Source organism: Paenibacillus sp. FSL E2-0177 (genome assembly GCF_037992975.1).
In the GTDB taxonomy this organism is placed as follows: Bacteria; Bacillota; Bacilli; order Paenibacillales; family Paenibacillaceae; genus Paenibacillus_AQ; species Paenibacillus_AQ odorifer.
The window spans coordinates 5,462,428-5,487,303 of the sequence record NZ_CP150307.1 but is presented as its reverse complement, the minus strand read 5'-3'; the positions used below and the strand labels follow the sequence as shown (position 1 = coordinate 5,487,303).

Annotated in this window: 21 protein-coding genes; 19 read left to right on the top strand and 2 right to left on the bottom strand. The window is 45.5% G+C overall.

Annotation, left to right across the window (positions count from 1 at the left end; translation table 11 throughout):
- The first annotated feature begins 19 nt into the window (after positions 1 to 19).
- On the top strand, positions 20 to 2,422 hold the full coding sequence (gene recJ, locus MHI25_RS24500; RefSeq protein WP_076304245.1) for a single-stranded-DNA-specific exonuclease RecJ: 2,403 nt from the start codon (positions 20 to 22) through the stop codon (positions 2,420 to 2,422).
- A gap of 208 nt (positions 2,423 to 2,630) precedes the next feature.
- Positions 2,631 to 3,149, top strand: a complete 519-nt coding sequence (locus MHI25_RS24495; protein ID WP_036677647.1) for an adenine phosphoribosyltransferase — start codon at positions 2,631 to 2,633, stop codon at positions 3,147 to 3,149.
- Between the two features lie 253 nt (positions 3,150 to 3,402).
- Here the strand turns inward: MHI25_RS24495 and uraA are convergent, their stop codons facing one another.
- Positions 3,403 to 4,716: a uracil permease gene (gene uraA / locus MHI25_RS24490; protein WP_038572987.1), complete on the bottom strand. Its 1,314-nt coding sequence runs from the start codon at positions 4,714 to 4,716 to the stop codon at positions 3,403 to 3,405.
- Between the two features lie 313 nt (positions 4,717 to 5,029).
- Here uraA and MHI25_RS24485 point away from each other — a divergent pair, with 313 nt between their 5' ends.
- The 10 genes from MHI25_RS24485 to MHI25_RS24440 all read left to right on the top strand — a co-directional run bounded on the left by MHI25_RS24485 (position 5,030) and on the right by MHI25_RS24440 (position 15,268).
- Complete coding sequence (locus tag MHI25_RS24485) at positions 5,030 to 7,210, top strand: bifunctional (p)ppGpp synthetase/guanosine-3',5'-bis(diphosphate) 3'-pyrophosphohydrolase (protein ID WP_036677643.1); 2,181 nt, start codon at positions 5,030 to 5,032, stop codon at positions 7,208 to 7,210.
- 21 nt (positions 7,211 to 7,231) lie between these two features.
- Positions 7,232 to 7,675 carry a D-aminoacyl-tRNA deacylase gene (gene dtd, locus MHI25_RS24480; RefSeq protein ID WP_036677641.1) on the top strand — a complete coding sequence of 148 codons (444 nt, stop codon included), beginning with the start codon at positions 7,232 to 7,234 and terminating at the stop codon, positions 7,673 to 7,675.
- A gap of 134 nt (positions 7,676 to 7,809) precedes the next feature.
- A complete protein-coding gene (locus MHI25_RS24475; RefSeq protein ID WP_175617366.1) occupies positions 7,810 to 7,965 on the top strand; it encodes a hypothetical protein in 156 nt (51 codons plus the stop codon).
- 150 nt (positions 7,966 to 8,115) lie between these two features.
- Positions 8,116 to 8,625 carry a type 1 glutamine amidotransferase domain-containing protein gene (locus tag MHI25_RS24470; RefSeq protein ID WP_076105448.1) on the top strand — a complete coding sequence of 170 codons (510 nt, stop codon included), beginning with the start codon at positions 8,116 to 8,118 and terminating at the stop codon, positions 8,623 to 8,625.
- 48 nt (positions 8,626 to 8,673) lie between these two features.
- Entirely contained in the window at positions 8,674 to 9,123 is a 450-nt protein-coding gene (locus MHI25_RS24465) for a hypothetical protein (RefSeq protein WP_036677637.1), read from the top strand.
- A gap of 367 nt (positions 9,124 to 9,490) precedes the next feature.
- A complete protein-coding gene (locus MHI25_RS24460) occupies positions 9,491 to 9,616 on the top strand; it encodes a hypothetical protein (RefSeq protein ID WP_256716501.1) in 126 nt (41 codons plus the stop codon).
- 203 nt (positions 9,617 to 9,819) lie between these two features.
- Entirely contained in the window at positions 9,820 to 11,073 is a 1,254-nt protein-coding gene (gene hisS, locus MHI25_RS24455) for a histidine--tRNA ligase (protein ID WP_076304246.1), read from the top strand.
- Positions 11,074 to 11,128: 55 nt separating this feature from the next.
- Positions 11,129 to 12,913, top strand: coding sequence for an aspartate--tRNA ligase (gene aspS, locus MHI25_RS24450; protein WP_076193219.1), 1,785 nt, complete (start codon positions 11,129 to 11,131; stop codon positions 12,911 to 12,913).
- 61 nt (positions 12,914 to 12,974) lie between these two features.
- A complete protein-coding gene (locus MHI25_RS24445; RefSeq protein ID WP_076130395.1) occupies positions 12,975 to 13,730 on the top strand; it encodes a tRNA threonylcarbamoyladenosine dehydratase in 756 nt (251 codons plus the stop codon).
- A 239-nt stretch (positions 13,731 to 13,969) separates the two neighbouring features.
- Positions 13,970 to 15,268 carry an NCS2 family permease gene (locus MHI25_RS24440; RefSeq protein WP_036677630.1) on the top strand — a complete coding sequence of 433 codons (1,299 nt, stop codon included), beginning with the start codon at positions 13,970 to 13,972 and terminating at the stop codon, positions 15,266 to 15,268.
- Positions 15,269 to 15,323: 55 nt separating this feature from the next.
- On the opposite strand, the gene MHI25_RS24435 is transcribed toward MHI25_RS24440, so the two are convergent.
- On the bottom strand, positions 15,324 to 15,785 hold the full coding sequence (locus tag MHI25_RS24435; protein WP_340394511.1) for a hypothetical protein: 462 nt from the start codon (positions 15,783 to 15,785) through the stop codon (positions 15,324 to 15,326).
- A 402-nt stretch (positions 15,786 to 16,187) separates the two neighbouring features.
- Here MHI25_RS24435 and MHI25_RS24430 point away from each other — a divergent pair, with 402 nt between their 5' ends.
- The 7 genes from MHI25_RS24430 to MHI25_RS24400 all read left to right on the top strand — a co-directional run bounded on the left by MHI25_RS24430 (position 16,188) and on the right by MHI25_RS24400 (position 24,862).
- On the top strand, positions 16,188 to 18,371 hold the full coding sequence (locus tag MHI25_RS24430; protein WP_076193226.1) for a UvrD-helicase domain-containing protein: 2,184 nt from the start codon (positions 16,188 to 16,190) through the stop codon (positions 18,369 to 18,371).
- Between the two features lie 391 nt (positions 18,372 to 18,762).
- On the top strand, positions 18,763 to 19,044 hold the full coding sequence (locus tag MHI25_RS24425) for a CD3324 family protein (protein WP_076129667.1): 282 nt from the start codon (positions 18,763 to 18,765) through the stop codon (positions 19,042 to 19,044).
- A gap of 295 nt (positions 19,045 to 19,339) precedes the next feature.
- A complete protein-coding gene (locus tag MHI25_RS24420; protein ID WP_076129668.1) occupies positions 19,340 to 20,644 on the top strand; it encodes a replication-associated recombination protein A in 1,305 nt (434 codons plus the stop codon).
- Between the two features lie 379 nt (positions 20,645 to 21,023).
- On the top strand, positions 21,024 to 22,040 hold the full coding sequence (locus MHI25_RS24415; RefSeq protein ID WP_076129669.1) for an ABC transporter ATP-binding protein: 1,017 nt from the start codon (positions 21,024 to 21,026) through the stop codon (positions 22,038 to 22,040).
- Positions 22,027 to 22,962, top strand: coding sequence for an ATP-binding cassette domain-containing protein (locus MHI25_RS24410; protein WP_076129670.1), 936 nt, complete (start codon positions 22,027 to 22,029; stop codon positions 22,960 to 22,962). The genes MHI25_RS24415 and MHI25_RS24410 overlap by 14 nt, the downstream gene beginning before the upstream one ends.
- Before the next feature lie 4 nt (positions 22,963 to 22,966).
- Positions 22,967 to 23,929, top strand: coding sequence for an oligopeptide ABC transporter permease (gene opp4B, locus MHI25_RS24405; protein WP_036677612.1), 963 nt, complete (start codon positions 22,967 to 22,969; stop codon positions 23,927 to 23,929).
- A 27-nt stretch (positions 23,930 to 23,956) separates the two neighbouring features.
- Positions 23,957 to 24,862 carry an ABC transporter permease gene (locus MHI25_RS24400; RefSeq protein ID WP_076129671.1) on the top strand — a complete coding sequence of 302 codons (906 nt, stop codon included), beginning with the start codon at positions 23,957 to 23,959 and terminating at the stop codon, positions 24,860 to 24,862.
- Positions 24,863 to 24,876: the final 14 nt, after the last annotated feature.

The following is a 24,876-nucleotide window of genomic DNA, read 5'->3' as shown; positions in this document are numbered from 1 at the left end:
GAGAGAAAGGTGAGTTCTATTGCTTTATTCAAAAACAAGATGGCAATCTCCGGCAGCCAATCCCGACACAGTTAGGGATATGGCCCGGAGCCTTTCTATTTCTCCACTCTTATCCTCACTATTAGTAAATAGAGGAATGAACACGCCTCATGAAGCTCTAAGCTTTATGGATGGCAGTGAGGAAGAACAGCATGATCCGTTCCTACTCAAAGGAATGGCTGAAGCGGTTCCTAGAATTAGAAAGGCTTTAAAAGATGAAGAACATATTCTTATTTATGGCGATTATGATGCCGACGGGGTGTCCAGCACAGCACTTATGATTCATCTGCTGCGCTATTTAGGCGCTTCCTTTGATATTTATATCCCACACCGCTCTAATGAGGGCTATGGGCTGCATAATCATGCCCTGGATTGGGCTTTACAGCAAGGTGTCTCCTTAATCATTACAGTAGATACTGGCATTAGCGCTTATCATCAGGTTGCTTACGCTAATGAACTGGGGATCGATGTGATCGTTACGGATCACCATGAACCTCCTGAGCTTTTGCCAGAGGCCTATACGCTTATTAATCCCAAGCTGCCAGACTGCCCTTATCCGTTCAAAGGATTAGCAGGTGTAGGTGTGGCTTATAAGCTTGCTCAGGCTATTCTAGGGGAAGAGACTCCCACAGAATGGGCCGAGATTGCAGCGATAGGAACGGTTGCGGATTTAATGCCGCTGCTTGGCGAGAACCGTGAGATTGTTAGAAATGGCTTGGAAAGTATGCGGCATTCAAGTTTCCCGGGGATTCGTGCCTTACTCGCTGTCAGTGGTGTGAATATGAGCACTGTGAGTGCGGTCAATATCGCTTTTGGCATGGCGCCGCGCATCAATGCCAGTGGTCGCCTGGACCATGCTGGACGGGCTGTATCCCTCCTCACTACCGAGCATGCGGCTGAGGCAGAGCAGCTAGCTGGAGAGCTTGACCTGCTTAACAAAGAACGCCAATTGGTGGTAGAAAGAATTGTTGTTGAGGCCACTGCCAAGCTGGAGCAGATGACACAGGGTGGCGAAATCCCAGACATCATTGTTCTTGCTGATCATGGCTGGAATGTAGGTGTAGTAGGTATAGTGGCTTCCAAACTGCTGGAGCGTTATTATCGGCCTGTGATCATTCTGGATATACATCCAGAGACCGGAATGTGCAAAGGTTCTGCTCGCTCCATACCTGGACTTGATATCTACGCTGCACTTTCTTCTTGTTCTGATTTAATGGATCATTTTGGAGGTCATCCAGCCGCTGCGGGAATGAGCCTGCATCGGGATGGATTAGAAGCCTTTGCTGCAGCATTAAATGAATATGCGTCCGGGGTGTTAACGCCAGAGCATTTCGTTCCTGTTGCTTCCGCTGATGCAGAGGTGTCAATCTCAGATTTATCACTGCAGACCGCGCTAGAATTGGAAAGGCTTGCACCTTTCGGAATGTCTAATCCGTTGCCGAAGTTTATTATTCGTGGGGCTACCGTGAAAGAGACACGTACAATGGGTCAAGATGGAAAACACCTGAAGATTGTATTGCAGCAGGGGAAAAACAGCATTGAAGCCTTGGCTTTTGGCAAAGGCGCTTTATCCAGGCTGCTACCGGCGGGTACTACGATCAACGTGTTAGCTGAGCTGTCGATCAATGAATGGAATGGCTCACGCAAATCACAGCTGATGCTGCAGGATTTATCTGTGCAGGATGCTCAGATATTCGATCTTCGTGGTGCTGCTGACGCCGTACGGCAAGCCGCACATATTAGAGAACTACTTCTTCCTTATAGCGGTGCGGGTCCGTATCGAGCTGCTGCAGTGTTTCAGAACGGACGTAGTAAGCCTGCAAGTGAATTGATAGGAATGTCTTTATGGGTATATGATAAAGAAGCTGGCATTAGCGCTGCTGTTAAGGATGAGCCCCTTCAGGAAGCAGGGCATGTCTCTCTGTTATGCTTACTGGATATGCCGGAGACTCCTGAACAACTGGATGCGCTGCTCCAAACCTTCCCTAATGCTGATAATATTGCGTTATTGCATTCTATCAAGGATGGCCGAGAACGACTTATTACTCCGACACGGGATCATTTCAAAATACTATATAAACTGTTGGCTTCGATCACCTCAGTTGCAACGCCTGAGAACGAAGTTTTGCTGCGGTTAAGCCGCCAGTCCTCGTTAAGTATCCGCATGCTTAACAACATGCTTGATGTGTTTGAGGAGCTTGATTTTATTAAAAGAAGTCAGGGAAGTGTGGCGTTTATTACTCAGCCAGTAGCTAAAAGTCTGACAGCATCGAGTCATTTTGTCCGACTGGGACAGATGGCGGAGATGGAGCAATACTTCATGGAGGGCAGCCTGTCAGAGTTACAGGACTGGATGTTATCGCGTCGTTTAGGCGTATCATAATCCATGCGAATATGAGATGCTGAGCGTACCCAATGGTGTATAAAAATGCAACGCTCATATAACAAAGCGAATGCTTACGAAGCAAGTTTTGCCGATCTGAAATCAAAGCAGCTTATGCTTACAAAACAAAGCGAATGCTTACGAAGCAAGTTTTGTCGATCTGAAATCAAAGCAGCTATGCTAACAAAACTTATAGGAGATGATAAATTTGGATTTTAAAGATAGTATTCGTGTGATTCCTGATTTCCCTAAAGAAGGTATTAGTTTTAAAGATATCACCACATTGCTTAAAGACGGTGAGGCTTACCGCCAAGCGATTGACGCGTTGAAAGCTCTCGTAGCGCACTTGGAAATCGACGTTATCGCTGGACCAGAAGCACGTGGCTTCGTAGTTGGAGCACCTCTTGCTTATGCGATGGGGGTAGGTTTTGTGCCGATTCGTAAAAGCGGTAAGCTTCCATATGAAACTATAGAGGTAGGTTATGATCTTGAGTATGGCAAGGACACCCTTGCTGTTCACACAGATGCTATCAAGCCTGGTCAAAAAGTATTGATCGCTGATGATTTATTGGCTACTGGTGGAACCATTGCTACTTCGGTTAACCTTGTAGAACAGCTTGGCGGTAAAGTGGTAGGTGCTGCTTTTCTGATTGAGCTGGTTGAGCTTGCTGGGCGTAATAAGCTTTCTGGAGTTGAAGTTCTTTCCTTGGTGAATTACGAGGATTAATCTTGTAAAGTTTGTCTTTTCCCGGGAAATAAACGGGGATTCGGCTCTCGAATTATGCTGAAAAGTGCAAAGATTAGCGCGTGACGCAAAGGGTGGAAGTTAAACATTAATTGGAAAATGTAAGATAATAACAGCAGCTGTCTGCCTTGTGGCGGAGAGTTGCTGTTTTGTATCTGAGTTAATAAAAAAAGCTGCCCAAGTCCATAAATGGATGTTGGAGCAGCTTTTTTAAAATTCTATTTTTTATAACCGATTAATGGGCAGTTTTATCACTTTCTCCGCCATCATTAGACAGTCCAAGCACTTCAATGAGTTTGAAGAACAATGCCAATACGATACCAACAATTGTAGCCAGCGCCATACCACTTAGTTTAACGTTGCCCATAGTAAGGGTTGTACCACTGATTCCGACAACGAGTACCAACGTAGCCATGATCATGTTCGTAGCCTTGGAAAAATCAACTTTTTGCTCAACGAAAATACGTAATCCGGAAGCCGCAATTACACCAAACAGCAACAGGGATACACCACCCATTACAGGGGTTGGAATATTAGCGATGACGGAGGAGAAAGTACCAGAGAATGAAAGCAGAATAGCAATCACCGCTGCGCCGCCGATTACATATACCGAATATACTTTAGTCAACGCCATAACCCCGATATTTTCACCGTAGGTTGTATTTGGAGTAGAACCGATAAAACCGGAGATAATTGTAGATATCCCGTTCCCCATCAGAGAGCGGTCAAGTCCAGGATCTTTTGCCAAGTCTCTGCCGACAATATTGCTTGTAACAAGTAAATGTCCAATATGCTCAACAATAACAACTAATGATACCGGGATAATAGTGAATATTACATTCCAATCAAATGAAGGAGTAACAATGGAAGGATGCGCTAAAAATTTTGCATTAGAGATAGCAGCGGTATCCACCATTTTCAAAATATATGCTAAACCATAACCAGTGACGATACCAATAAGGATGTGAATGATTTTTGGAAAACCGCGGAAGAGTACAGCTCCAATTACAGTTACACCAAGTGTCACCATAGAAAGTGCGATTGTTTTGCCATCTGGAGTCCAGTCTGCAACTGCAACGCCTTCAGGAGCAATAAGTCCTGCCATTCGTGCGGCAACAGGTACAAGTTCAAGTCCGATCGTAGCTACGATCGCTCCCATTACTGCTGGAGGGAAAACAACATCAATCCATTTGGTTCCTGCATAACGAATGATCAATGCCACGAGCACGAATATAATACCAGTGACGATAAAAGCACCCAAAGCAAGCGAGTATCCTTTCATGTGATCATTTGGGTAACGACTGAGTACTGACAATACCGGTGCAATAAAGGCAAAGCTGGAACCAAGGTACGCAGGGATTTTACCACGACAGATCCAAATGTACAGCAATGTACCGATACCATTCATAAGCAAAATCATTCCAGGGTCGACCCCGAACAAGTTAGGCACTAGCACTGTACTGCCAAACATGGCAAACAAATGCTGGAGACTTAATAGAAAGCCTGGGCCCCATGGAAGTTTTTCGTTAACTTGAATTTCGCGTTGCAATGGAGTTCACTCCTCTTTCTTATCTGATATTAGGTTGTCCGGCGAAAATCCGCCTTTACTAGATTAAATAGAACTTGGCTTTTTTACAACAACATTTTCACAAGTGTTATTAATTTGTCCGAATTTAATTACTTTTACTTCTGGAATACCATGAGATGGCAAGTGTTGACGTAATCCTCCTTAAGCCTCATAATTATAGACAACTTTGAATAAGGGCGTAAGTAAGCTTGGACAAATGAAATGATTGGAACCTGCAGATTTTTGAACAGTTGCGGGTTCATTTTATTATAGAAAGGAATCGGATACGACGAGAATGGGCATTGAGCGATTAATTGATAAGGCTGGCGCCTATATAAAAGATAAAGATCTTCTCCGCATCCGGGAAGCTTATGAATTTGCCGATCAGGCTCATCACGGGCAGATCCGCAAGTCGGGGGAGCCATACATTCTGCATCCGCTGGCGGTGGCAGATATTGTCGTCAATATGCAAATGGATGTTATATCTATTGTTGCAGCGCTTTTGCATGATGTGGTGGAAGATACGACGGTCTCACTGGAACAAATCCGCGCTAAATTTGGCGATACCTGCGCAATGCTTGTTGACGGCTTAACGAAGCTGGAACGCATTCGCTTTCGCTCAAAGGAAGAGCAGCAGAACGAGAATTACCGCAAAATGTTTATTGCTATGGCCCAGGATATCCGGGTCATTGTCATTAAACTGGCGGACCGTCTGCATAATATGCGAACGTTAAAATACCAATCTGAAGAGAGCCAGCGCCGTATTTCTTATGAGACGTTGGAGATCTTCTGTCCTGTAGCTGACCGGCTGGGGATTTCCGCGATTAAGTGGGAGATGGAGGATATTGCGCTTCGTTACTTGAACCCGCAGCAGTATTACCGTATTGCTAATCTGGTGCATAAGAAGCGGGCTGAACGTGAGCAATTTATCGACAGCGTAATTGGCCGTATTCGTGCCAAGCTGGATGAAATGGGCATTGAAGGTGATCTTTCCGGTCGCCCGAAGCATATTTACAGTGTTTATAACAAAATGAGCACAAAAAACAAGCAGTTTAATGAAATTTATGACCTGCTGGCCATTCGTATCATTGTGGATAATATTAAGGACTGTTATGCAACCCTTGGAATTATTCATACCTTATGGAAGCCAATGCCGGGGCGTTTTAAAGATTATATAGCTATGCCAAAAGCCAATATGTATCAATCTCTGCATACTACTGTGGTAGGACCAGGCGGAGAGCCTACTGAGGTGCAAATTCGCACCTGGGAAATGCACCGCACGGCAGAATACGGGATAGCCGCACACTGGGCATACAAAGAAGGCAGCAGTAATAATGCTAATCCGGAGAATCGGATGCCTTTCTTTCGCGAAATATTGGAGCTGCAGCATGAAGCTAAGGATGCCGAAGAGTTCGTAAAATCACTAAAAATGGATTTTTTCTCAGACCTCGTGTTTGTATTTACTCCTAAAGGTGAGGTTATCGAGCTTCCTGCCGGTTCTGTGCCTCTTGACTTCGCGTTCCGCATTCATACAGAAGTGGGCAATCGTACGATTGGTTCCAAGGTGAACGGGCGGATCGTGCCGCTTGATCACAAGCTGAAGACGGGTGATATTGTTGAGATTTTGACGTCTAAGCATTCTTACGGACCTAGCCGTGACTGGCTCAAAATTGCACAATCCTCTCACGCAAGAAGCAAAATTAAACAATGGTTCAAAAAAGAAAAACGTGAGGAAAATGTCGAAAAAGGTCGCGAAGCGATTGAACGTGAGCTGAAGCGCCTGAATGTTGAAGTTTCCGAGTGGATTTCTGATGAAAAACTGTTGGAAGCTGCGAAAAAATTTGCTTTTAATGATGTAGAGGATATGTTGTCTGCCGTTGGTTTTGGTGGGATTACCGCTTCGCAGATTGCCTCCCGTTTGACGGAGAAGCTGCGCAAGGAGCAGGAAGAAGCTGCTAACCACTTGGAGCTTACTTCAGAGATGAAGGAGATCAAGTCTTCCGGCGAGAGACGAAATCAACCCACCAATGGCGTTAGTGTAAAAGGAATTGAAAACTTACTTGTTCGTTTTGCACGATGTTGCAACCCGGTTCCGGGTGACGACATTGTAGGTTATGTTACACGGGGCCGGGGCGTATCTGTACACCGCCAGGATTGTCCTAACATTCCGGGTGAAGGTGACGGAGAAGAAGCAGCTAGAGTGATTGAAGTGGAATGGGAAGGCACGATGGAAGCAAACTATAGTGTGGATATTGAGATTACAGGCCATGACCGCAATGGACTGCTCAATGAAGTACTGCAGGCTGTGTCCGAGAGCAAAACGAACATTTCAGCGGTCACTGGGCGCTCTGACAAGAATAAGATGGCAATGATTCATATGACCATCCTTATTCGTAATACGGAGCATCTACAATCCGTTGTAGATAAAGTGAAACGAGTCAAGGATGTATATACAGTGAATCGGATCATGCAATAAGGCAAGGAGCGAAGTAGTGCGATGAGAGTTGTAGTACAGCGTTGTAAGGACGCCAAAGTAACCGTGGATGAGACAGTGACCGGAGCGATTGGCAATGGCCTGATGCTGCTTGTCGGCGTTACCCATGAAGATACAGAGAAGGATGCCAAATATTTAGCGGATAAAATAGCTGGACTGCGTATTTTTGAAGATGATGCTGGCAAAATGAACTATAGTGTCACGGATACTAACGGGGCTATTCTTTCAGTGTCCCAGTTTACTTTATACGGAGATTGCCGTAAGGGAAGACGGCCGAATTTCATGGGAGCTGCAGCTCCTGCGGAGGCCGAGCGTCTTTATGATTATTTTAATCAAGAGCTTAGAGCTGGAGGTCTTCAGGTGGAGACGGGCATATTTGGAGCGATGATGGATGTGTCGCTGACCAATTGGGGCCCAGTTACTCTCATTCTGGATAGCCGCAGCTAACGAAATAGAGGATGTCGAAGATTGCTTCTGGCCGGAGCTAACTTTCGACATCTTTTTTTTATGCGGATAGAGCTTCTTGGGGCTGGATAAACTAAATGCAGGCAGATATCACGCATAAGGCAGGGAGTTTAAGAATGAGACAATCACAGAAGGCATGGGTATGGAGAAGTATCCCGGCATTACCGACTGGGAGTCCTATGGAAGCCTGTGCATTAGCCAAAAAGCTAGACGGCGAGACCGAACCACTAGTGATGAAAGGAAGAAGCCGCAATCTCTTGCCGCGTACCTGAAGCGGGTGGAAAATGCGGCTTTTTCGGTGTTGTGAAGGAAGCCTTTTTTCCGATTAAAGGTTAGAAAGCATCCTCATAAGGGTAATAGACCACAAGAAAGAATAATTAGAACATCATTAATTGCTAAAGACAGAGAGGAGAAACTATTACATGAGTAACGTTGCTTTCTTACTGGCTAATGATTTTGAAGATTCTGAAATGAAGGTTCCTTATGATGAAATTATAAAGGCAGGACATCAAGCTGACATTATTGGTTTGAAAAAAGGGGAGACCTTGCTAGGTAAAAAGAAAGAAGTCTCCTACGCAGCAGACAAGGCGATCGCCGATGTTCAAGCAAGTGATTATGACGCGATTGTCATCCCGGGAGGTTCTTCCCCCGAGAATTTACGGCAAAATGCTGATATTTTGAAGTTTGTAAAAGAAGCAAATGAAGCAGGCAAGCCTATCGCCTCTATTTGCCACGGACCGCAAATTCTGATCAGTGCAGACTTGCTTAAGGGACGCACCATTACCTCTTATCCTCCGCTGAAGGATGATGTTGTGAATGCCGGCGCGGAGTTTAAGGATGAGGAAGTAGTGGTTGATCGCAATTACATTACTTCGCGTACACCAAAAGATGAGCCTGCATTTGTTCGTGAAATATTGAAGGTCCTGAAATAAATAAGCAATATTTAAATTAGAGTCTTATAATCCAAGGAGGTAATGGCAATGAGCAGAAAAATCCAAGCGTATTTCAGAACTGAAAATGAAGCAGAAGGCGCAAAAACAGCATTGATTAGCTATAAGGTGGATGGTTTGGAGGTTTGGCCACTCACAGACCCTATCGGCAATGATCGTAATATTCTGTTTCCAATCATTCCACTGGATAGTGCATCTGTAGTCGCAGGCACAACTGGAACGCTTGGAACGGCTAGCACACCTGCAGCTGGAGCTATGCTGGTTCCTGGCATTGCCGCTTCCGATACTCGGGCTGACCCTGAAACACATTATAGTGTGAATGAAGATCAGGTTAGTGCGAACGTGGCAGAAGGAGATCTCGAAGATGGGGATTTAAGTGAACTTCGTTATGTGATGGAGCTAAGTATAGCAGAAGAAAATTATAATGAAGTTGTGGAAATCCTTCGGGGCAAAGGGGCCTATGTTGAACAATTCGAATAGTATTCTATTAAAAATAAACCGCTTTCATGGAATGTAATATAATCGTAATATTACGTACATGATTCCTTAATATAGCGTGTTTATAATAAAGGCATGACCCCCTTTTTAATAATATATGATGATGGACCTGCAGCATTCGGCTGCAGGTCATTTTTTTTATTACAATATAATTGCTGAATAAAAAACTCGGAAGCTGTCAAAATTTATGCCAGGCATCCTTTTTACTACCTTGACTTTAATGCAGTAGTTCAGTAGTATATTAACAATATACGATTTTATCATATGGTTTTGATGACGGGACCAAGTAATTCGAGAACCCACAACTCCAGAGAAGAATCCCTTGTCGATTCGGATGACATCTACTTAAGTGGATGATGAACCGGTATCGCTTGGCTGCAAGGATTCTGTTGATGAGCGAATGAATGACCTCCCCGAGAACGTACGGCGAAAGTGGGCAGTATTGATTGCCGCGATCAGTAGCCGTTACGCGTAGGCGGGCGTTAACCGCTTTGAGCGGCTTCAGTATATTTTTACTGATCCGGAATGTGGGTGGTACCACGTGGTGTATTATTGGTTATGATAATCCCTCGTCCCTGTTTTTTTATAAAACAGGGCGAGGGATTTTTTGCTTTTTCTGCAATAGAAACAGATGAAGAGAACAGCTTTAGAGGGGTTATTTTTTAGGAGGGATAGACTGTGGCTAAAGAAAGATTCGAGAAACCAACAGGAACGCAGGACGTGCTTCCGGGTGCTGTGGAGAAATGGCAGTATATTGAGGGGAAGGCCAGAGATTTATGCCGCCGTTTTAACTACCGGGAAATTCGCACACCTATGTTTGAACACACAGGGTTATTCGAACGTGGAGTAGGCGAAACAACGGATATTGTGGAAGGCGAAATGTATACGTTCAAGGACAAAGGCGACCGTGATTTGGCTCTTCGTCCAGAAGGAACGGCTGGTGTCGTGCGGGCTTACGTTCAGAACAAGCTATACGGTGAACCTGATGTAAGCAAGCTGTATTATATCGGACCTATGTTCCGTTATGAGCGTCCGCAGGCCGGAAGATATCGCCAGTTCCATCAGTTTGGGATTGAGGCGTTTGGGGCCGTGGATCCGGCTATTGATGCAGAAGTAATCTCTATGGGTTATCAATTCTATAAGGATCTAGGTCTTAAGGATGTAAGAGTGGAGCTTAATTCCGTGGGTAATGCACCAAGCCGTGCGGCTTACCGGGAGAAGCTGCTGGGATTCCTTAGACCGATGAAGGATAACCTCTGCAGTGACTGTCAGCGTCGAATCGAGCGTAATCCGCTTCGTGTGCTGGATTGCAAGGTGGATCAGGATAAATTTACAGATGCGCCTTCCATTTTGGACAGTTTGGATGATGAATGCATAACTCATTTTGAGAAGGTTAAGATGCATCTCGACATCATGGGTGTGGAGTTCACGATTAATCCTCGTCTTGTACGTGGTTTGGATTATTACACGCATACTGCGTTTGAATATAAAGCAGCTGGCATTGGCTCTATTGATACCGTAGGCGGCGGAGGCCGTTACAACGGTTTGGTTGAAGAAATCGGTGGACCGGATCAACCGGGTATTGGTTTTGGGATCGGGCTGGAGCGTATTCTTCTTATTCTGGAAGATCAGAAGGTAGCACTGGAGACTGCAAAGCCACTGGATGTGTATTTTGTAGCTCTTGGCGAAGAGGCTGACATTGAAATTTCCAAGCAGCTATACTTTCTGCGTAGCCAAGGGTTCTCGGCAGAACGCGACTACCTCGGCCGGAAGATGAAGGCACAGATGAAGTCAGCTGACCGTATGTCGGCACGTTATACTGCGATTCTTGGCGAAGACGAGCTGAAGAATGGTGTAATTGCGCTGAAGTCGATGAGCACAGGGGAACAGCAGACTGTGAAGCTCGAAGAGCTGGCTCAGGCGTTGGTATAGAAGAAGACTTTTTAAATAGAAACTTATTTTTAACTAAAAAGGGGAATGGTGAATTATGCAAAGAAGTCATAACTGTGGGCAATTAACACCAGAACATATTGGACAAACGGTAACCTTGAACGGATGGGTCCAGACCCGCCGCGACCTTGGGGGCGTACTTTTTATTGACCTGCGTGACAGAAGCGGTATTGTGCAAGTTGTATTCAACCCGGACTACTCCGGCGAAGCACTGCAAATTGCGGATAAGGTTCGCAGTGAGTATGTTTTGGCTGTCAAAGGAAAAGTGGTTAAACGTGATGAAGAAACCATTAACCGCAATCTGCCAACAGGTGAGATTGAAGTTCAAATTACAGACATCGAAGTGCTGAACGCTGCTAAGACTCCTCCATTCTTCATCGAAGATGGAGTGGAAGTAGACGAATCTCTTCGCCTGAAATATCGTTACCTGGATCTGCGTCGTCCAGAAATGCAAAAAACGCTGTTGCTACGCTCGAAAGCTTCTAAGATTTTCCGCGACTTTCTTGACAGTGAAGGATTTATTGATGTAGAAACACCAATCCTAACTAAGAGCTCACCGGAAGGTGCTCGTGATTATTTGGTGCCAAGCCGTGTGCATGAAGGCGAATTTTTCGCATTACCGCAATCTCCACAAATCTACAAGCAGCTATTGATGGTGGGTGGCGTTGAACGCTATTATCAAATTGCTCGTTGTTTCCGTGATGAAGATTTGCGTGCTGACCGCCAGCCGGAATTTACACAAGTGGACATCGAGACTTCATTCCTGTCTCAGGATGAGCTGCTTGGCATGATGGAGAACCTGATGCAGCGTTTGTTTAAAGAAACTGTAGGAGCGGATATTCAGCTTCCATTCCAACGTTTGACTTATGCTGAGGCTATGGGCAAATATGGTTCAGACAAACCTGACCTGCGTTTTGGATTAGAGCTTGTAGAAATGAACGATATTGTTGCCACAAGTGGCGTAAAGGTATTCGCTTCCGTGATCGAAAAAGGCGGAGAAGTGAAATGTCTAAATGCTAAAGGCTGTGGGACTTGGACTCGTAAAGAAATCGATGATCTCGGACCTTATGCTGCGCGTTATGGAGCGAAAGGTTTGGCTTGGATTCAAGTGAAAGACGGCGAGTTCAAAGGACCGATTGTCAAATTCTTCACTGAAGAAGAAATTGCAGCTGTGAAGGAGCGTACAGGCGCTGAAGAAGGTGACCTACTGTTGTTCTCCGCTGATACCAAAAAGGTTGTAGCGGACGTTCTAGGCGCCCTTCGTGTCAAAATCGGACGTCAGCTGGGTCTGATCGACGATAATGTGTTCAAGTTCGCTTGGGTGACTGACTTCCCATTGCTTGGTTATGATGAAGATCAGAAACGTTATGTAGCAGAACACCATCCGTTCACTCGTCCACGTGAAGAGGATCTGCATCTGTTCGACACAGATCCAGGTGCAATTCGTGCACAAGCCTACGATATCGTTCTGAACGGTTATGAAGTAGGCGGCGGCTCCATGCGGATTTACAAACGTGAAGTACAGGAAAAAATGTTCCAAGCTCTCGGCTTCTCAGATGAGGTTGCTTACGAGAAATTTGGTTACCTGATGGATGCGTTCGAATATGGTACACCTCCACATGGTGGTATTGCCTTCGGTTTAGATCGTCTAATTATGCTGCTGGCGGGTCGTACAAATCTACGCGAAACCATCGCATTCCCGAAAACGGCAAGTGCAACGGACCTGCTTATGGATGCACCTGCACCAGTAGACGGTTCACAATTGGAGCAACTGCATATTAAGCTGGCTCTTAAACCAAAGAAAGAAAAAGAAAAAGAATAATTAAATAAAGCGGGCGAGGCAGATTTCTGCTTCGCCATAGCTTTTGAAGGAGGCTGACCTCATGCTGCATCAGTTCTCACGTACGGAACTGGCGATCGGACCGGAAGGTCTGGAGATTATGAAGAACAGCACAGTAGCGGTACTTGGTATCGGCGGTGTTGGCGGTATGGCTGTTGAGGCATTGGCTCGTAGCGGGATCGGCAGACTGATTCTGATTGATAAGGATTCCGTCGACATTACCAATGTGAATCGGCAGATCCACGCACTTACTACAACGGTTGGGCAAAAGAAGGCCGAACTGATGGTAGACCGTGTGAAGCTGATTAATCCGGAATGTGAAGCGATTGCGCTGAACATGTTCTATACGGAAGAAACCTATGAGGAACTGTTCAAGCTGAAACCGGATTATGTGATTGATGCCTCGGATACGATTATCTACAAGGTCCATTTGATTAAAGAATGTCTGGCACGTGGAATTCCTATGATCTCAAGCATGGGCGCTGCCAACAAAATGGATCCTACAAGATTCCAGGTAGCGGACATTTCCAAAACAACGTATGATCCGATTGCCCGGGTCATTCGCCAGAAGCTGCGTAAGGATGGGATTAAGAAAGGCGTGAAGGTGGTTTTCTCTACGGAGCCGCCAATGAAGCCACGTCAGGATGTTACGGACAAGATTGTTCCGGAGAATGCGCCGGATCGACGTAAAGCGAAACAACCGCCAGCCAGCAATTCATTTGTTCCACCGGTAGCCGGCCTAATTATGGTCAGCGTTGCCGTGCGTGACTTGCTTGAGGCTGGAGGCGTCAGCTTGTAAGTGAATCGCTGAGCTGAGGCTGTTTCAATTATAGTTATAGGATTAGAGTAATGGACAAAAGGGCGAGTAGCTGGAATCCGGCTGCGTACGCCCTTTTGTTGTCGTTAAACAGGCGGGTTCTGCAAGAAGCAGGCCACAAATAGGCATAATAGCTGAACCGGGATGAACGGCTGATTATTAGATTTATAATCCGGGTAATATCCGCCTGCGGAACTTAATATCAGTGGAGGTTTTTGTACATGAAATCGAATTTTTGGCGAAATAGTGTGGGGCTTGCGCCTGAGAATGACTGGAAACGGGAATGGGCTGCAGGGATTCTCTCCTATTTTGCTTCAGTTTATATTGTTATGGTGAATGCGACGATTCTCCATGACGCGGGGATGCCGCTTAGACCGGCAATGGTGGCTACACTGTTGACCGCAATTACCGGCTGTCTGCTGATGGCTTTTGGCGGGAAGACGCCTATCATCGTGGTTCCCGGGATGGGGATTAACGCATTTTTCACTTATACGCTTGTTCATTCCATGAAACTGGACTGGAGAGAGGCGCTTACTGTAGTCGTTATAACAGGCGTGTTATTCGCTATCGTGGCCTTTACATCACTTTATCGTATTCTTAGTGAGGCAATTCCCCAAAACCTGCAGCATGCCATTACAGTCGGTATAGGGCTGTTTCTGACCTTTATAGGGCTGCAAAAGAGTGGGATAGTGATTGCCCATCAGACTACTTTTGTTGCCATAGGACATTTTAGTGATCCTGCAGTTATTACATCCTGTGTGACTTTATTGCTGGCTTTAGTGTTATTTATCCGGGGAACTAACGGAGGCCTGCTGATAAGTATGCTGGTCGGTACAGGACTTGCCTACCTGCTGGGAGCTGCACATGCACCGGAAAAACAGGCCTCAGGGCATGTATTCTCAGGTTATGGCGGCCTATTTTTCGGAATGGACTGGAGCGGCATTGTGAGCCTGGTGTTCTGGATTGCTGTATTCCTGTTATTGTTAATCGTTGTATTTGAAAATATCGGTCTTGTAGCCTCGCAGACGATGATGGCAGGCCGTCCAGAACGCTTCAAAAGCAGCCTGCGTGCGCTCTCGCTTGCTAATATCGCCGCGGGTCTTTTCGGAAGCAGTCCGGTTGTGGCCGCTGCAGAATCTAATGCAGGAATAGCTGCGGGCGGGCGTTCGGGTCTCACCTCGCTGGTGACAGGGCTTCTATTCGGGGCGACCTTCTTATTCCTACCGCTGTTATCCTATATTCCCGACAGTGCGATCGCACCGATCCTGATTGTGATCGGCGGACTAATGGTACAAAATGTGCGTGAGATGGACTTAAGTGATTTGACCGAGCTGTTCCCGTCTTTTCTAATCATGGTTATGATTCCATTCACCTATAGCATCGTGGACGGTATGGCTTTTGGTTTTATTACCTACCCAATTGTGAAGCTGGCGCTGGGCAAAGGGAAGGAAGTGCCACCTGCGTTGTATGGAATTGCTGGTTTGTTTGTGGCTAACTTTATTTTGCAGGCTGTGCTATAGAGCGGCATCCAGTTTCTTTGATTGCGAGGGACCTGTTGCACACTAATTAGCTCTATTAGCCAGCGTTGAAATCAAAGAGGTAAATGCGTGTGCCGCTGATTGGATTCAAATGTGCGTAGACGTCGAAAACAAAGGGATAAATACCGTTGACTGGAGCTAAATGCGTGTAGACGACGAAATCTAAGGGATAAATACCGTTGAATGGGGCTAAATGTGTGGAAGCCTCGAAAACAAAGGGAAAAATACCGTAGATGGAAGCTAAATGTGCCTGGACGTCGAAATTAAAGGCAAAAATGCCTCTGATTGGAGCGAAATGCGAGCGAACGCCGAAAACAGAGGAGAAAATGCCTCTGATGCGAGCTAAATGTGCCTGGACGTCGAAATCAAAGGCAAAAATGCCTTTGATCGGAGCTAAATGTGTGCGAACGCCGAAAACAGAGGCAAAAATGCCTCTGATACGAGCTAAATGTGCCTGGACGTCGAAATCAAAGACAAAAATGCCTCTGATGCGAGCCAAATGTGAGCGAACGCTGAAATTAAAGGCAAAAATGCCTCAGATTCGAGCTAAACGTGTGCGAACGTCGAAAACAGAGGCAAAAATGCCGTTGATTCGAGCCGAACGTGTGCGAACGCCGAAACCAAAGGCAAAAAAGCCTCTGCTCGGAGCTAAATGCGTGCGAACGCTGAAACCAAAGGCAAAAAAGCCTTTGGTTTGTCTCAAACATTCGGCGCTTGTGCATGCTAAGGAGCACTAAAGGGCTTTAGAGGTTGAAGAACTTATAAGTTAAGTTTAGTCAAATCATTTGAAAGATTTGGTATTTAAGTGCTGATTGTGCTACAATGGGTATCCTTTTGCGTGAGAAATGGGCGTAGGAGCATGAAAATTTAAGCTCGATAAACTTTTAGGAGGTAACTGAAATTGGAAGACAACTTTCAAAGTGCCTATCAAGAGGAAGAAGACAGGCTGAATCAAGCGCTTACTGAAATTGACACTTTGCTGGAGAAGCTCCAGCAGACACCAGTGTACACGGGACATGACTATACGGAACAGGTGCTGGAAGCGAACCGTGATCAGAAGCGCAAAGATCTTGCTAAGCTTAGGCAGGAGCCTTATTTCGGACGGCTTGATTTTCAAGGCAATGATGAGAATGAACGGAAGGCACTCTATATAGGCAAAATCGGCGTAGACCGTGAGCAGGTAAGCGACCGTCCGCTAGTCATCGACTGGCGCGCACCGGTAGCAAGCCTGTTTTATTCGTTTACCGGCGGTACCGAGCCAGCCTCCTATGAAGCCCCTGAGGGACTAATAGAGGGGCTAGTATACCTCAAACGCAACGTGGTGATTCGGAAGCAAATTCTGGAGCGGGTCGCGGATACGTACAATCGGGAAAGCGATGCACCGATTGTATCAGATGAGTTTCTCGTCTATCGACTTGGGGAGAACAAGGATAATCGTCTACGGGATATCGTATCGACCATTCAAGAGGAGCAGGACAAGATTATCCGTGCTGCCAAAAATACAGCGCTAATCATTCAGGGCGTGGCAGGAAGCGGTAAAACAACCGTTGCACTGCACAGGCTTGCTTTTCTGCTGTATCAATACAAGGATCAGGTTTCTGCGGAAAAAATGATCATTTTTGCACCAAACCGGATGTTTTTGGATTACATCTCGGACGTATTGCCTGAGCTCGGGGTAGGTAATATTGCTCAAAGTACATTTCCGGATTGGGCGGCTAATGTACTAGGACTGGAATTGCCGGAACAGGATGCGACAGAGACGATGAACCGCTGGTTCGAAACCCCTGGCGGCATGCCGGTAATTACAGAAGAGACGCCGGGGCGCCTCAAGGGTTCCACGGTGCTGATGGGAATCATAGAGTCCAGCATCAAGCTATTGGAAAGCAGCTCTGTACCTGAGGGTGATTTTAGCCCGTGGGAGGGTGCGGTGCTACGCCGTTCTATGATTTTGCGCTGGCATAATGAGGAGTATGCTCCCTATCCTCCAGCCAAGCGCAAGGAACGGGTAATGGCGCGGATTCATCGCTGGATTGAGATGGAACTGAAGAAGAGTCCGTCAGCTGCTGCTATGAAGGATCGCAAGAAAAAAGGCGCGCAGCGAGAGAAGGCTTATAGTGCCAAATGGCCTAAATATGATCCATTAACGATCTATAAGCAAATTTTCCGAGCAGCTAAACTTCCTGAGGATTGGCCGGTTGAACCGCCTGAGGAAATTCCGGCAGCTGTACTGAAGGAAACGGCAAAAGAGCTGAAAAAAGGCATCATACGTGAAGAGGATTTACCTCCGCTGCTGTATATCCATTATCTTTTGAATGGTGATGAGGGCGTTACTCGCTTTGACCATGTAGTAATCGATGAGGCTCAGGATTTTTCACCTTTCCAAATTGCCGTTCTGGATTTATATGTGCGAGGCCATTCCTTTACGATCCTGGGTGATCTCTCGCAGGGCATACATGCCTATAAAGGCGTACACGCGTGGGAAGAGATGCAGACGTTGTTTGCACCTGAGAACACGGCTTATCACGCGCTGACACGCAGCTATCGTTCTACTATGGAAATTATAGACTTCGCTAATGGAATTCTATCTTCAGGTGTGGAGAGCTCATTGCTGGCTGTTCCTGTGTTTCGTAGTGGAGATCCCGTGCGTATGATCGCCTATGGCGAGGATGCCGGGGAACTGGTGGCTGATGAGCAAGCTCGCTTGCGGACAATAACCTCTGCACTGAAGTCTCTGTCAGGAAGGGAATACCGTACGGTGGCTGTCCTAACAAGAAATCTTCATGAGGCTGCAGAACTATATGCGGAGCTGGCACAGCATTTTGAAGATATTCATCTGATTGATGGCAGTATGACGCAATATCAGGGCGGGTTATCGGTGCTGCCTGTCTATTTATCAAAAGGTTTGGAGTTCGATGCGGTGATCTTAGCAGATGCCGATCAAGACCATTATGGAGCGACGGCTTGGGACGCGAAGCTGATGTATGTCGGCTGTACACGTGCTCTCCATGAGCTGTGGCTGCTCCATAATGGGGAAGTTCCTTCCTATGTGCAAACGGCGGCTGGAAGCGATTCTGAGGGAGAATAAGACTGGTGGAGAATGGTTATAACTGTTCTTGGTCTTGTAACTCCCCCATAGGTATGGCTTAATAATAAGTGTCCGGCCGGGCAAGAACACTTCTGGAAGGAGGCTGATTGAAATGATTTCAGTATACGAGGTGGTTTCCGTTTAAGACGGAAACCTGCTTAAAGCGAGGAGGCCTTACGGCCTCCTTATTACTAACATAAGAAGTACCACACTTATCCATAAGAACGAAATTTATGAAATCGAATGTAGACGCTACCAAAAGGTTTTTATATAATGAAATTACGGATTTTTCCAAATATGAGGAGAAGAAAGGAGGCAGGTGACGTGATTATAACTAAAAACTTAGTTGACCGACGCATAGGGACACACCTGTTGAAGGAGGAAATGCAAGTTGAGTTATGTAAATGGGAAGGATGTGCTCCCCCCTGGCTTGCTCGAAGAGCTTCAGGGATACATCCAAGGTGAACTGCTCTACATCCCAAAGAAGACGGAAGAGCGGGTTCGATGGGGCGAGAACAGCGGTTCGAGGAAAGAAATAGCGAACCGGAACAAGGAAATTTTCAGTTGTCATCGAAGCGGTGATTCCGTAGCGGAACTTCAGAAGAAGTACCATCTATCGGAAGAAAGCATTCGTAAAATCATATCAAAAATGCGGCTGGCAGTAAATTGCTAGCTTGCAATTCAAGCATAAACGCCTCTGGTGTCCTTAGAAGGACGGTAAGCGTTATGCGAGAAATCATAAGGATAAAGTGTAGTGTGAAACCTATACTTTCTTATATTTTGAAAAAAGAGCATGGCTCCCGCCTTTCTAAGACGAGATCATGCTCTTTTTATTTTGGCGTAAAATAAGTCTATGCTGATACTGTTACCTTGAACCGGCAGGACATCCTAATCCTTCCCTGTGATATGGTATGATAGAGAGGGATTTACATTGAGCTTTTACAAGAATATAGCAAGGAAGTGGAGTTATGGATTTATTTTCTTTCGGAGAGGACACCGGGGGCGGACGGCTGCTTGCGGACCGGATGAGACCGGAGAATCTTGATGAATATATTGGTCAAGAGCATATCATAGGTCGGGGGAAGCTGCTGCGAAGAGCGATTGAGGCGGATCAAGTCTCTTCGATTTTGCTCTATGGCCCCCCGGGATGCGGCAAGACGACACTCGCGCATATTATTTCTCATCACACGCAAGGAGAGTTCGTACGTCTGAATGCGGTGGAAGCTACCGTGAAGGATGTACGGGAGGTTATTGAGCGAGCTCAGAACAATCAAACATTGTACGGCACTAAGACGATCCTGTTCCTGGACGAGGTGCATCGATTTAATAGCTCACGCCAGGATGCGCTTTTGCCAGCAGTAGAAAAAGGGACTATTACCTTCATTGGAGCGACTACAGAGAACCCGTTCCATTATGTTAATGGGGCGCTTATGAGCCGATCCACCTTATTTCAGCTGGAGGCATTAACGAGTGAACACAGCTTGATCGCGATGCGCAGAGCCTTGGCGGACAAAGAGAAAGGTCTTGGATTTATGGAGCTTCAGGTTGATGAGGAGGCTTTGTTGCATATTGCAACAATGGCTAATGGAGACATCCGGCGGGCACTAAATGCGCTGGAGCTTGCAGCCCTGACTACCGCGCCGCAAGTTGATGGAAGTGTTCATATCACGCTGGAGGTGGCGGAAGAATCCATTCGGCGCCCCATTGTGAAGGCTGATGAATCTACGCAGTATGATGTGCTATCCGCTTTTCATAAAAGTATTCGCGGTTCCAGCGACGCCGCGTTGTTTTGGTTTCTGTATGCGGTAGAAAAGCTTGGAATGGACCCTATGACTTTTATTCGGCGCCTGATTGCAGCCAGCAGTGAGGATATCGGCTTGGCTAATCCCCAAGCTATGGTTCAAGCGGTGAGTGCGCTGGATGCGTATCGAAACAATGGTTGGCCAGAGGCGAAGCTGAACATTGCCCAAGCTATTCTTTTTGCAGTGGAAAGTCCGAAGTCTAATGCTGTGGTTATGGCTATTTCCAATGCAATGGCAAGTATGGATGAGATCAAATCAGCGGAGGTACCGCTGCATCTGCGTGATACGCACTATAAAGGTGCAACTGCGTTAGGGCATGAAGGATATCAATATCCGCACAATTTTCCGGGGCATTATGTGAAGCAAGAGTATTTACCTAAGGAGATTTCTCAGCGTGTTTTTTATCAAGCTACTGAGCAAGGAAATGAGATTAAGATTCGTCATAATCAAAAGCTTCGGCGGGAGCAGTAAGCAGCTAGCGACTGTAATACCTTCCAATTTCATGCTGGAAAGCCAAAGATTTTAACTTTCAGTCGAACTAAATAATTCCCAAAAAAAGGCGGCCTAGAGCCGTTTTTTTGTTGCCTACGTTACTTTTAATCACATCGATTGAAAATTTTTTATAGGAAAAGATTGATAATTTACCATAAGTTAATTAAAATGAACTACAAAGTTACGAGATGTTCATTTTTATTTCCGATTGAACTACTGGTAGTATTCTTAACAGTGTTAATTATCATCACATTGGTTATTTCAAAATGTTTCATGAAAATCAACACTATTTATATCAAAATTTACATAATATTTTCATTGTGTTAATTTTGAAATCCTTGTCGTTAGGGTGATGAATATGGGCGAAGAACTACTAGAAATCAAAAATTTGTCGACATCGTTCAGAATTGCAGACGACTATTATGCTGCGGTTGATGATGTTACCCTGTCTGTTCGCAAAAATGAAATTCTGGCTATCGTTGGAGAATCTGGTTCAGGAAAAAGTGCGCTCGCCTTTTCCATTATGGGGCTGCATACCAGAGCCAGAATTGACGGACAAATCAAATACAAGGGCCAGGACATCGTTACTATGTCTCCTGCTGCACTAAACAAGCTGCGCGGGCAAGAAATGTCTATGATTTTTCAAGATCCTTTATCCGCTTTAAACCCGCTAATGATCATCGGTTCACAGATTGAAGAAGTACTTATCCTACATGATTCCAAGCTTTCTAAGAAACAGCGAAAAGAGAAGGTCATTGATCTTTTGACCAAGGTTGGAATTTCCCGTCCCGAGCATACATATCAGCAGTACCCCCACGAATTATCCGGTGGCATGAGGCAGCGGGTGGTTATCGCCATTGCGATAGCCAATGGACCCAAGCTTTTGATCGCCGACGAGCCTACCACAGCACTAGATGTGACTATCCAATTACAAATCCTTGAACTTATTAAAAAATTAAAAAACGATATGGAAGCAGGCATTATCTTAATCACTCATGACTTAGGGGTTGTAAGCGAAATGGCTGACCGTGTTGCGGTGATGTATGCCGGACAAATCGTCGAAATCGCAGATATTTTTACGTTGACGTCTAATCCGAAACATCCATATACGAGATCCTTATTAAACTCCATTCCAACGGCAAAAGAAGAAAAATCCAGGTTGCATGTGATTCAGGGGATTGTTCCACCACTGCAAAACCTTCCGCGTAAGGGCTGCCGTTTCTCGGCACGGACACCTTGGATTCCTGAATCGGAGCATGAGGAGAACCCACAGCTGCATGAAGTCGCACCCGGACATTTCGTTCGCTGCACCTGTTATAACAATTTCCATTTCCCTGATACTAACGAGGAGGCAATCCACAATGGGACTTCTTGAGGTTAAAAATTTAGCAGTACATTTTCCGATCCACGGCGGTGTTTTTCGAAGGGAAGTTGGCGTAGTTAAGGCTGTCGATAATGTTAATTTTACCATTGAAGCTGGGCAAACCTATGGTCTGGTTGGTGAATCTGGTTCCGGAAAGACGACAACGGGTCGCGCGATTATAGGTCTTAATTCTATTACTAGCGGCAGCGTGATTTTTGAAGGGCAAGATTTGGCCTTGAGGGGTGTACGAAAGCAAAGAAATGTCCGCAAAGACATTCAGATGATCTTTCAGGATCCGTACTCTTCCTTAAATCCTAAGAAGCGTGTACTCGATATTATTGCAGAACCGTTGCGTAATTTCGAAAAAATGTCTCCAGGGGAAGAAAAACGCCGGGTGCAGGAATTGCTTTTACAAGTAGGCTTAAGTCCTGAGAACATCCTGAAATATCCGCATGAATTTTCTGGCGGCCAGCGGCAGCGGATCGGAATTGCCAGAGCAATTGCACTCAAGCCAAAACTTATTATTGCTGACGAGCCGGTATCTGCGCTAGATGTCTCAGTACAGGCACAGGTGCTTAACTTCATGCAGGACATTCAAAAAGAGCTGAATCTTACTTTTCTATTTATCAGTCATGATCTCGGGATCATCAGGCATATGTGCGATCACATAGGGATTATGTATAAAGGACGACATGTGGAGCAAGGGACTGCTAAAGATATTTTTGACAATCCTCAGCATATTTATACCAAACGACTCATTGCCGCCATTCCTGATATTGATCCGAAACAGAGAGAAAAGCAGACGGCATTCAGAAAATCAGTAAGCAAGGAATATGAACAAGCGCACCGGAATTATTTTGATGAAGAAGGCATGGCTTATCCATTAAAATCAATTTCCGAGACTCATCTGGTAGCCTTGCCTGAGAAAGGTTGAGAATATGTGGAAGATTATCGTTCGTAGAATTCTTATAATGATCCCTCAAGTAGTTCTATTAAGTATTCTTGTTTTTCTTATGGCGAAGGCGATGCCTGGTGACGCACTCTCAGGAATGCTCGATCCGAATATTGATCCGGCGGCCATTGATGCGATGAGAGAAAAGCTCGGTCTAAATGATCCATGGTACATCCAGTACTGGGATTGGATCACTAAAGCGATACAAGGGGATTTCGGCCAGTCCTTCCGTTTCAAAATGCCGGTCTCAGAGCTAATCGGACAACGCCTGATGAATACACTTTGGCTGGCCATTGTTACGCTGATTCTTACATACCTTATTGCTATCCCGCTTGGTATTACCAGCGGACGTTATAACGATTCGTGGCTGGATCGCTTGATAACTGGCTATACCTATATTGGATTTGCTGCACCATTGTTTATTTTTGCACTTTTAATGGTATGGGTTTTCGGATTTCATTTTCATTGGTTTCCTACCAGCGGCAGTGTCAGTCCCGGGGAAGTTCCAGGTACACTAAGTCACTTCTGGAGTAAATTCTACCATCTGCTTCTGCCTGCGTTATCTATGGCGCTAATTGCAACGGTTGGGACCGTCCAATATCTGAGAAATGAGATCATTGATACGAAGCAAAAAGATTTCATTCTCACTGCTAGAGCTAAAGGGGCTTCGGAGTCACGCGTATACAATCGTCATATTTTGAGAAACTCCTTGCTGCCGATCGCTGCATTTTTTGGATATGAGATCACTGGGCTAATCGGTGGTACGGTGTTCGTTGAAACGATTTTCAGCTATCCAGGAATGGGTTTGCTGTTTCTAAGTTCGATAACGATTCGGGATTTCAGCGTGGTAACAGCCCTCGTTCTTCTGTATGGGGTTGCTTCCATCGTCGGTGCGTTGTTATCAGACATTATTTTAAGTATCGTAGATCCTCGTATCCGGATTAAATAAGAAGATGAACACTTTGGGGTGAATGAAATGGCAAAGACGAGCGCAGAGATAGCTCTGCTGCAGGAAACTGATAAAAGTCCATCGGGCTTCAAAATTGTTTGGCGGGAGATGGTGCGGGATAAGCTGGCACTGGTCTCATTGATTTTCCTATTTACGATTATTGCTGCTGTATATGGGATCTCCTTATTTTTAGATCAGAAAGAAATTGTCACGGTTGACTTGTTCGCCCTATATGAGAAGCCTTCGGCTGTGCATTGGCTGGGGACTGATTATGGAGGACGGGATGTATTCGGTCAATTAATTATAGGAACACGAAATTCCATGTCTATTGCCTTTATGGTTACATTTTTTACGGGAATTATCGGTATTCTGGTAGGTTTAGTCTCAGGTTACTTTGGGGGAACGGTAGATAATGTCGCGATGCGTATTGTGGATTTCTTCATGATTCTACCTTTTTTAATGATTGTTATAGCTTTTGTCAGCGCAGTTCCTAAATACAATACGTTGACCTTCTCCTTTATCATGACAGCATTTCTTTGGATGGGGATTGCCAGGCTAATTCGTTCCAAGACATTGCAAGAGAAGGAATTGGATTATGTTCAGGCATCTAAGACCCTAGGCTCCTCCAATCTAAAAATTATGTTCACGCAAGTTCTGCCGAACTTAAGCTCAATCATTATCGTAACAATGACCTTGAATCTGGCAGCTAATATTGGATTGGAATCAGGCCTATCCTTTCTAGGTTTTGGTTTTCCAGAAAGTACACCCAGTCTGGGTACTCTAGTAAGCTATGCGAGAAATCCGCAGACTCTTGAGTTCAGATGGTGGATCTGGTTACCCGCATCATTGCTGATCCTGGTATTGATGTTGAGTATAAATAATGTGGGTCAAGCGCTTAAACGTGCGACCGACGCAAGACAAAGAAAAGGATAATAAGGGAGGAAATG

Excerpts from the sequence above, each read along its gene's own strand:
- MHI25_RS24485 (WP_036677643.1), top strand. The coding sequence starts at position 5,030 with ATGGGCATTGAGCGATTAATTGATAAGGCTGGCGCCTATATAAAAGAT.
- dtd (WP_036677641.1), top strand. The coding sequence starts at position 7,232 with ATGAGAGTTGTAGTACAGCGTTGTAAGGACGCCAAAGTAACCGTGGAT.
- MHI25_RS24475 (WP_175617366.1), top strand. The coding sequence starts at position 7,810 with ATGAGACAATCACAGAAGGCATGGGTATGGAGAAGTATCCCGGCATTA.
- MHI25_RS24470 (WP_076105448.1), top strand. The coding sequence starts at position 8,116 with ATGAGTAACGTTGCTTTCTTACTGGCTAATGATTTTGAAGATTCTGAA.
- MHI25_RS24465 (WP_036677637.1), top strand. The coding sequence starts at position 8,674 with ATGAGCAGAAAAATCCAAGCGTATTTCAGAACTGAAAATGAAGCAGAA.
- aspS (WP_076193219.1), top strand. The coding sequence starts at position 11,129 with ATGCAAAGAAGTCATAACTGTGGGCAATTAACACCAGAACATATTGGA.
- MHI25_RS24445 (WP_076130395.1), top strand. The coding sequence starts at position 12,975 with ATGCTGCATCAGTTCTCACGTACGGAACTGGCGATCGGACCGGAAGGT.
- MHI25_RS24440 (WP_036677630.1), top strand. The coding sequence starts at position 13,970 with ATGAAATCGAATTTTTGGCGAAATAGTGTGGGGCTTGCGCCTGAGAAT.
- MHI25_RS24420 (WP_076129668.1), top strand. The coding sequence starts at position 19,340 with ATGGATTTATTTTCTTTCGGAGAGGACACCGGGGGCGGACGGCTGCTT.
- MHI25_RS24415 (WP_076129669.1), top strand. The coding sequence starts at position 21,024 with ATGGGCGAAGAACTACTAGAAATCAAAAATTTGTCGACATCGTTCAGA.
- MHI25_RS24410 (WP_076129670.1), top strand. The coding sequence starts at position 22,027 with ATGGGACTTCTTGAGGTTAAAAATTTAGCAGTACATTTTCCGATCCAC.
- opp4B (WP_036677612.1), top strand. The coding sequence starts at position 22,967 with ATGTGGAAGATTATCGTTCGTAGAATTCTTATAATGATCCCTCAAGTA.
- MHI25_RS24400 (WP_076129671.1), top strand. The coding sequence starts at position 23,957 with ATGGCAAAGACGAGCGCAGAGATAGCTCTGCTGCAGGAAACTGATAAA.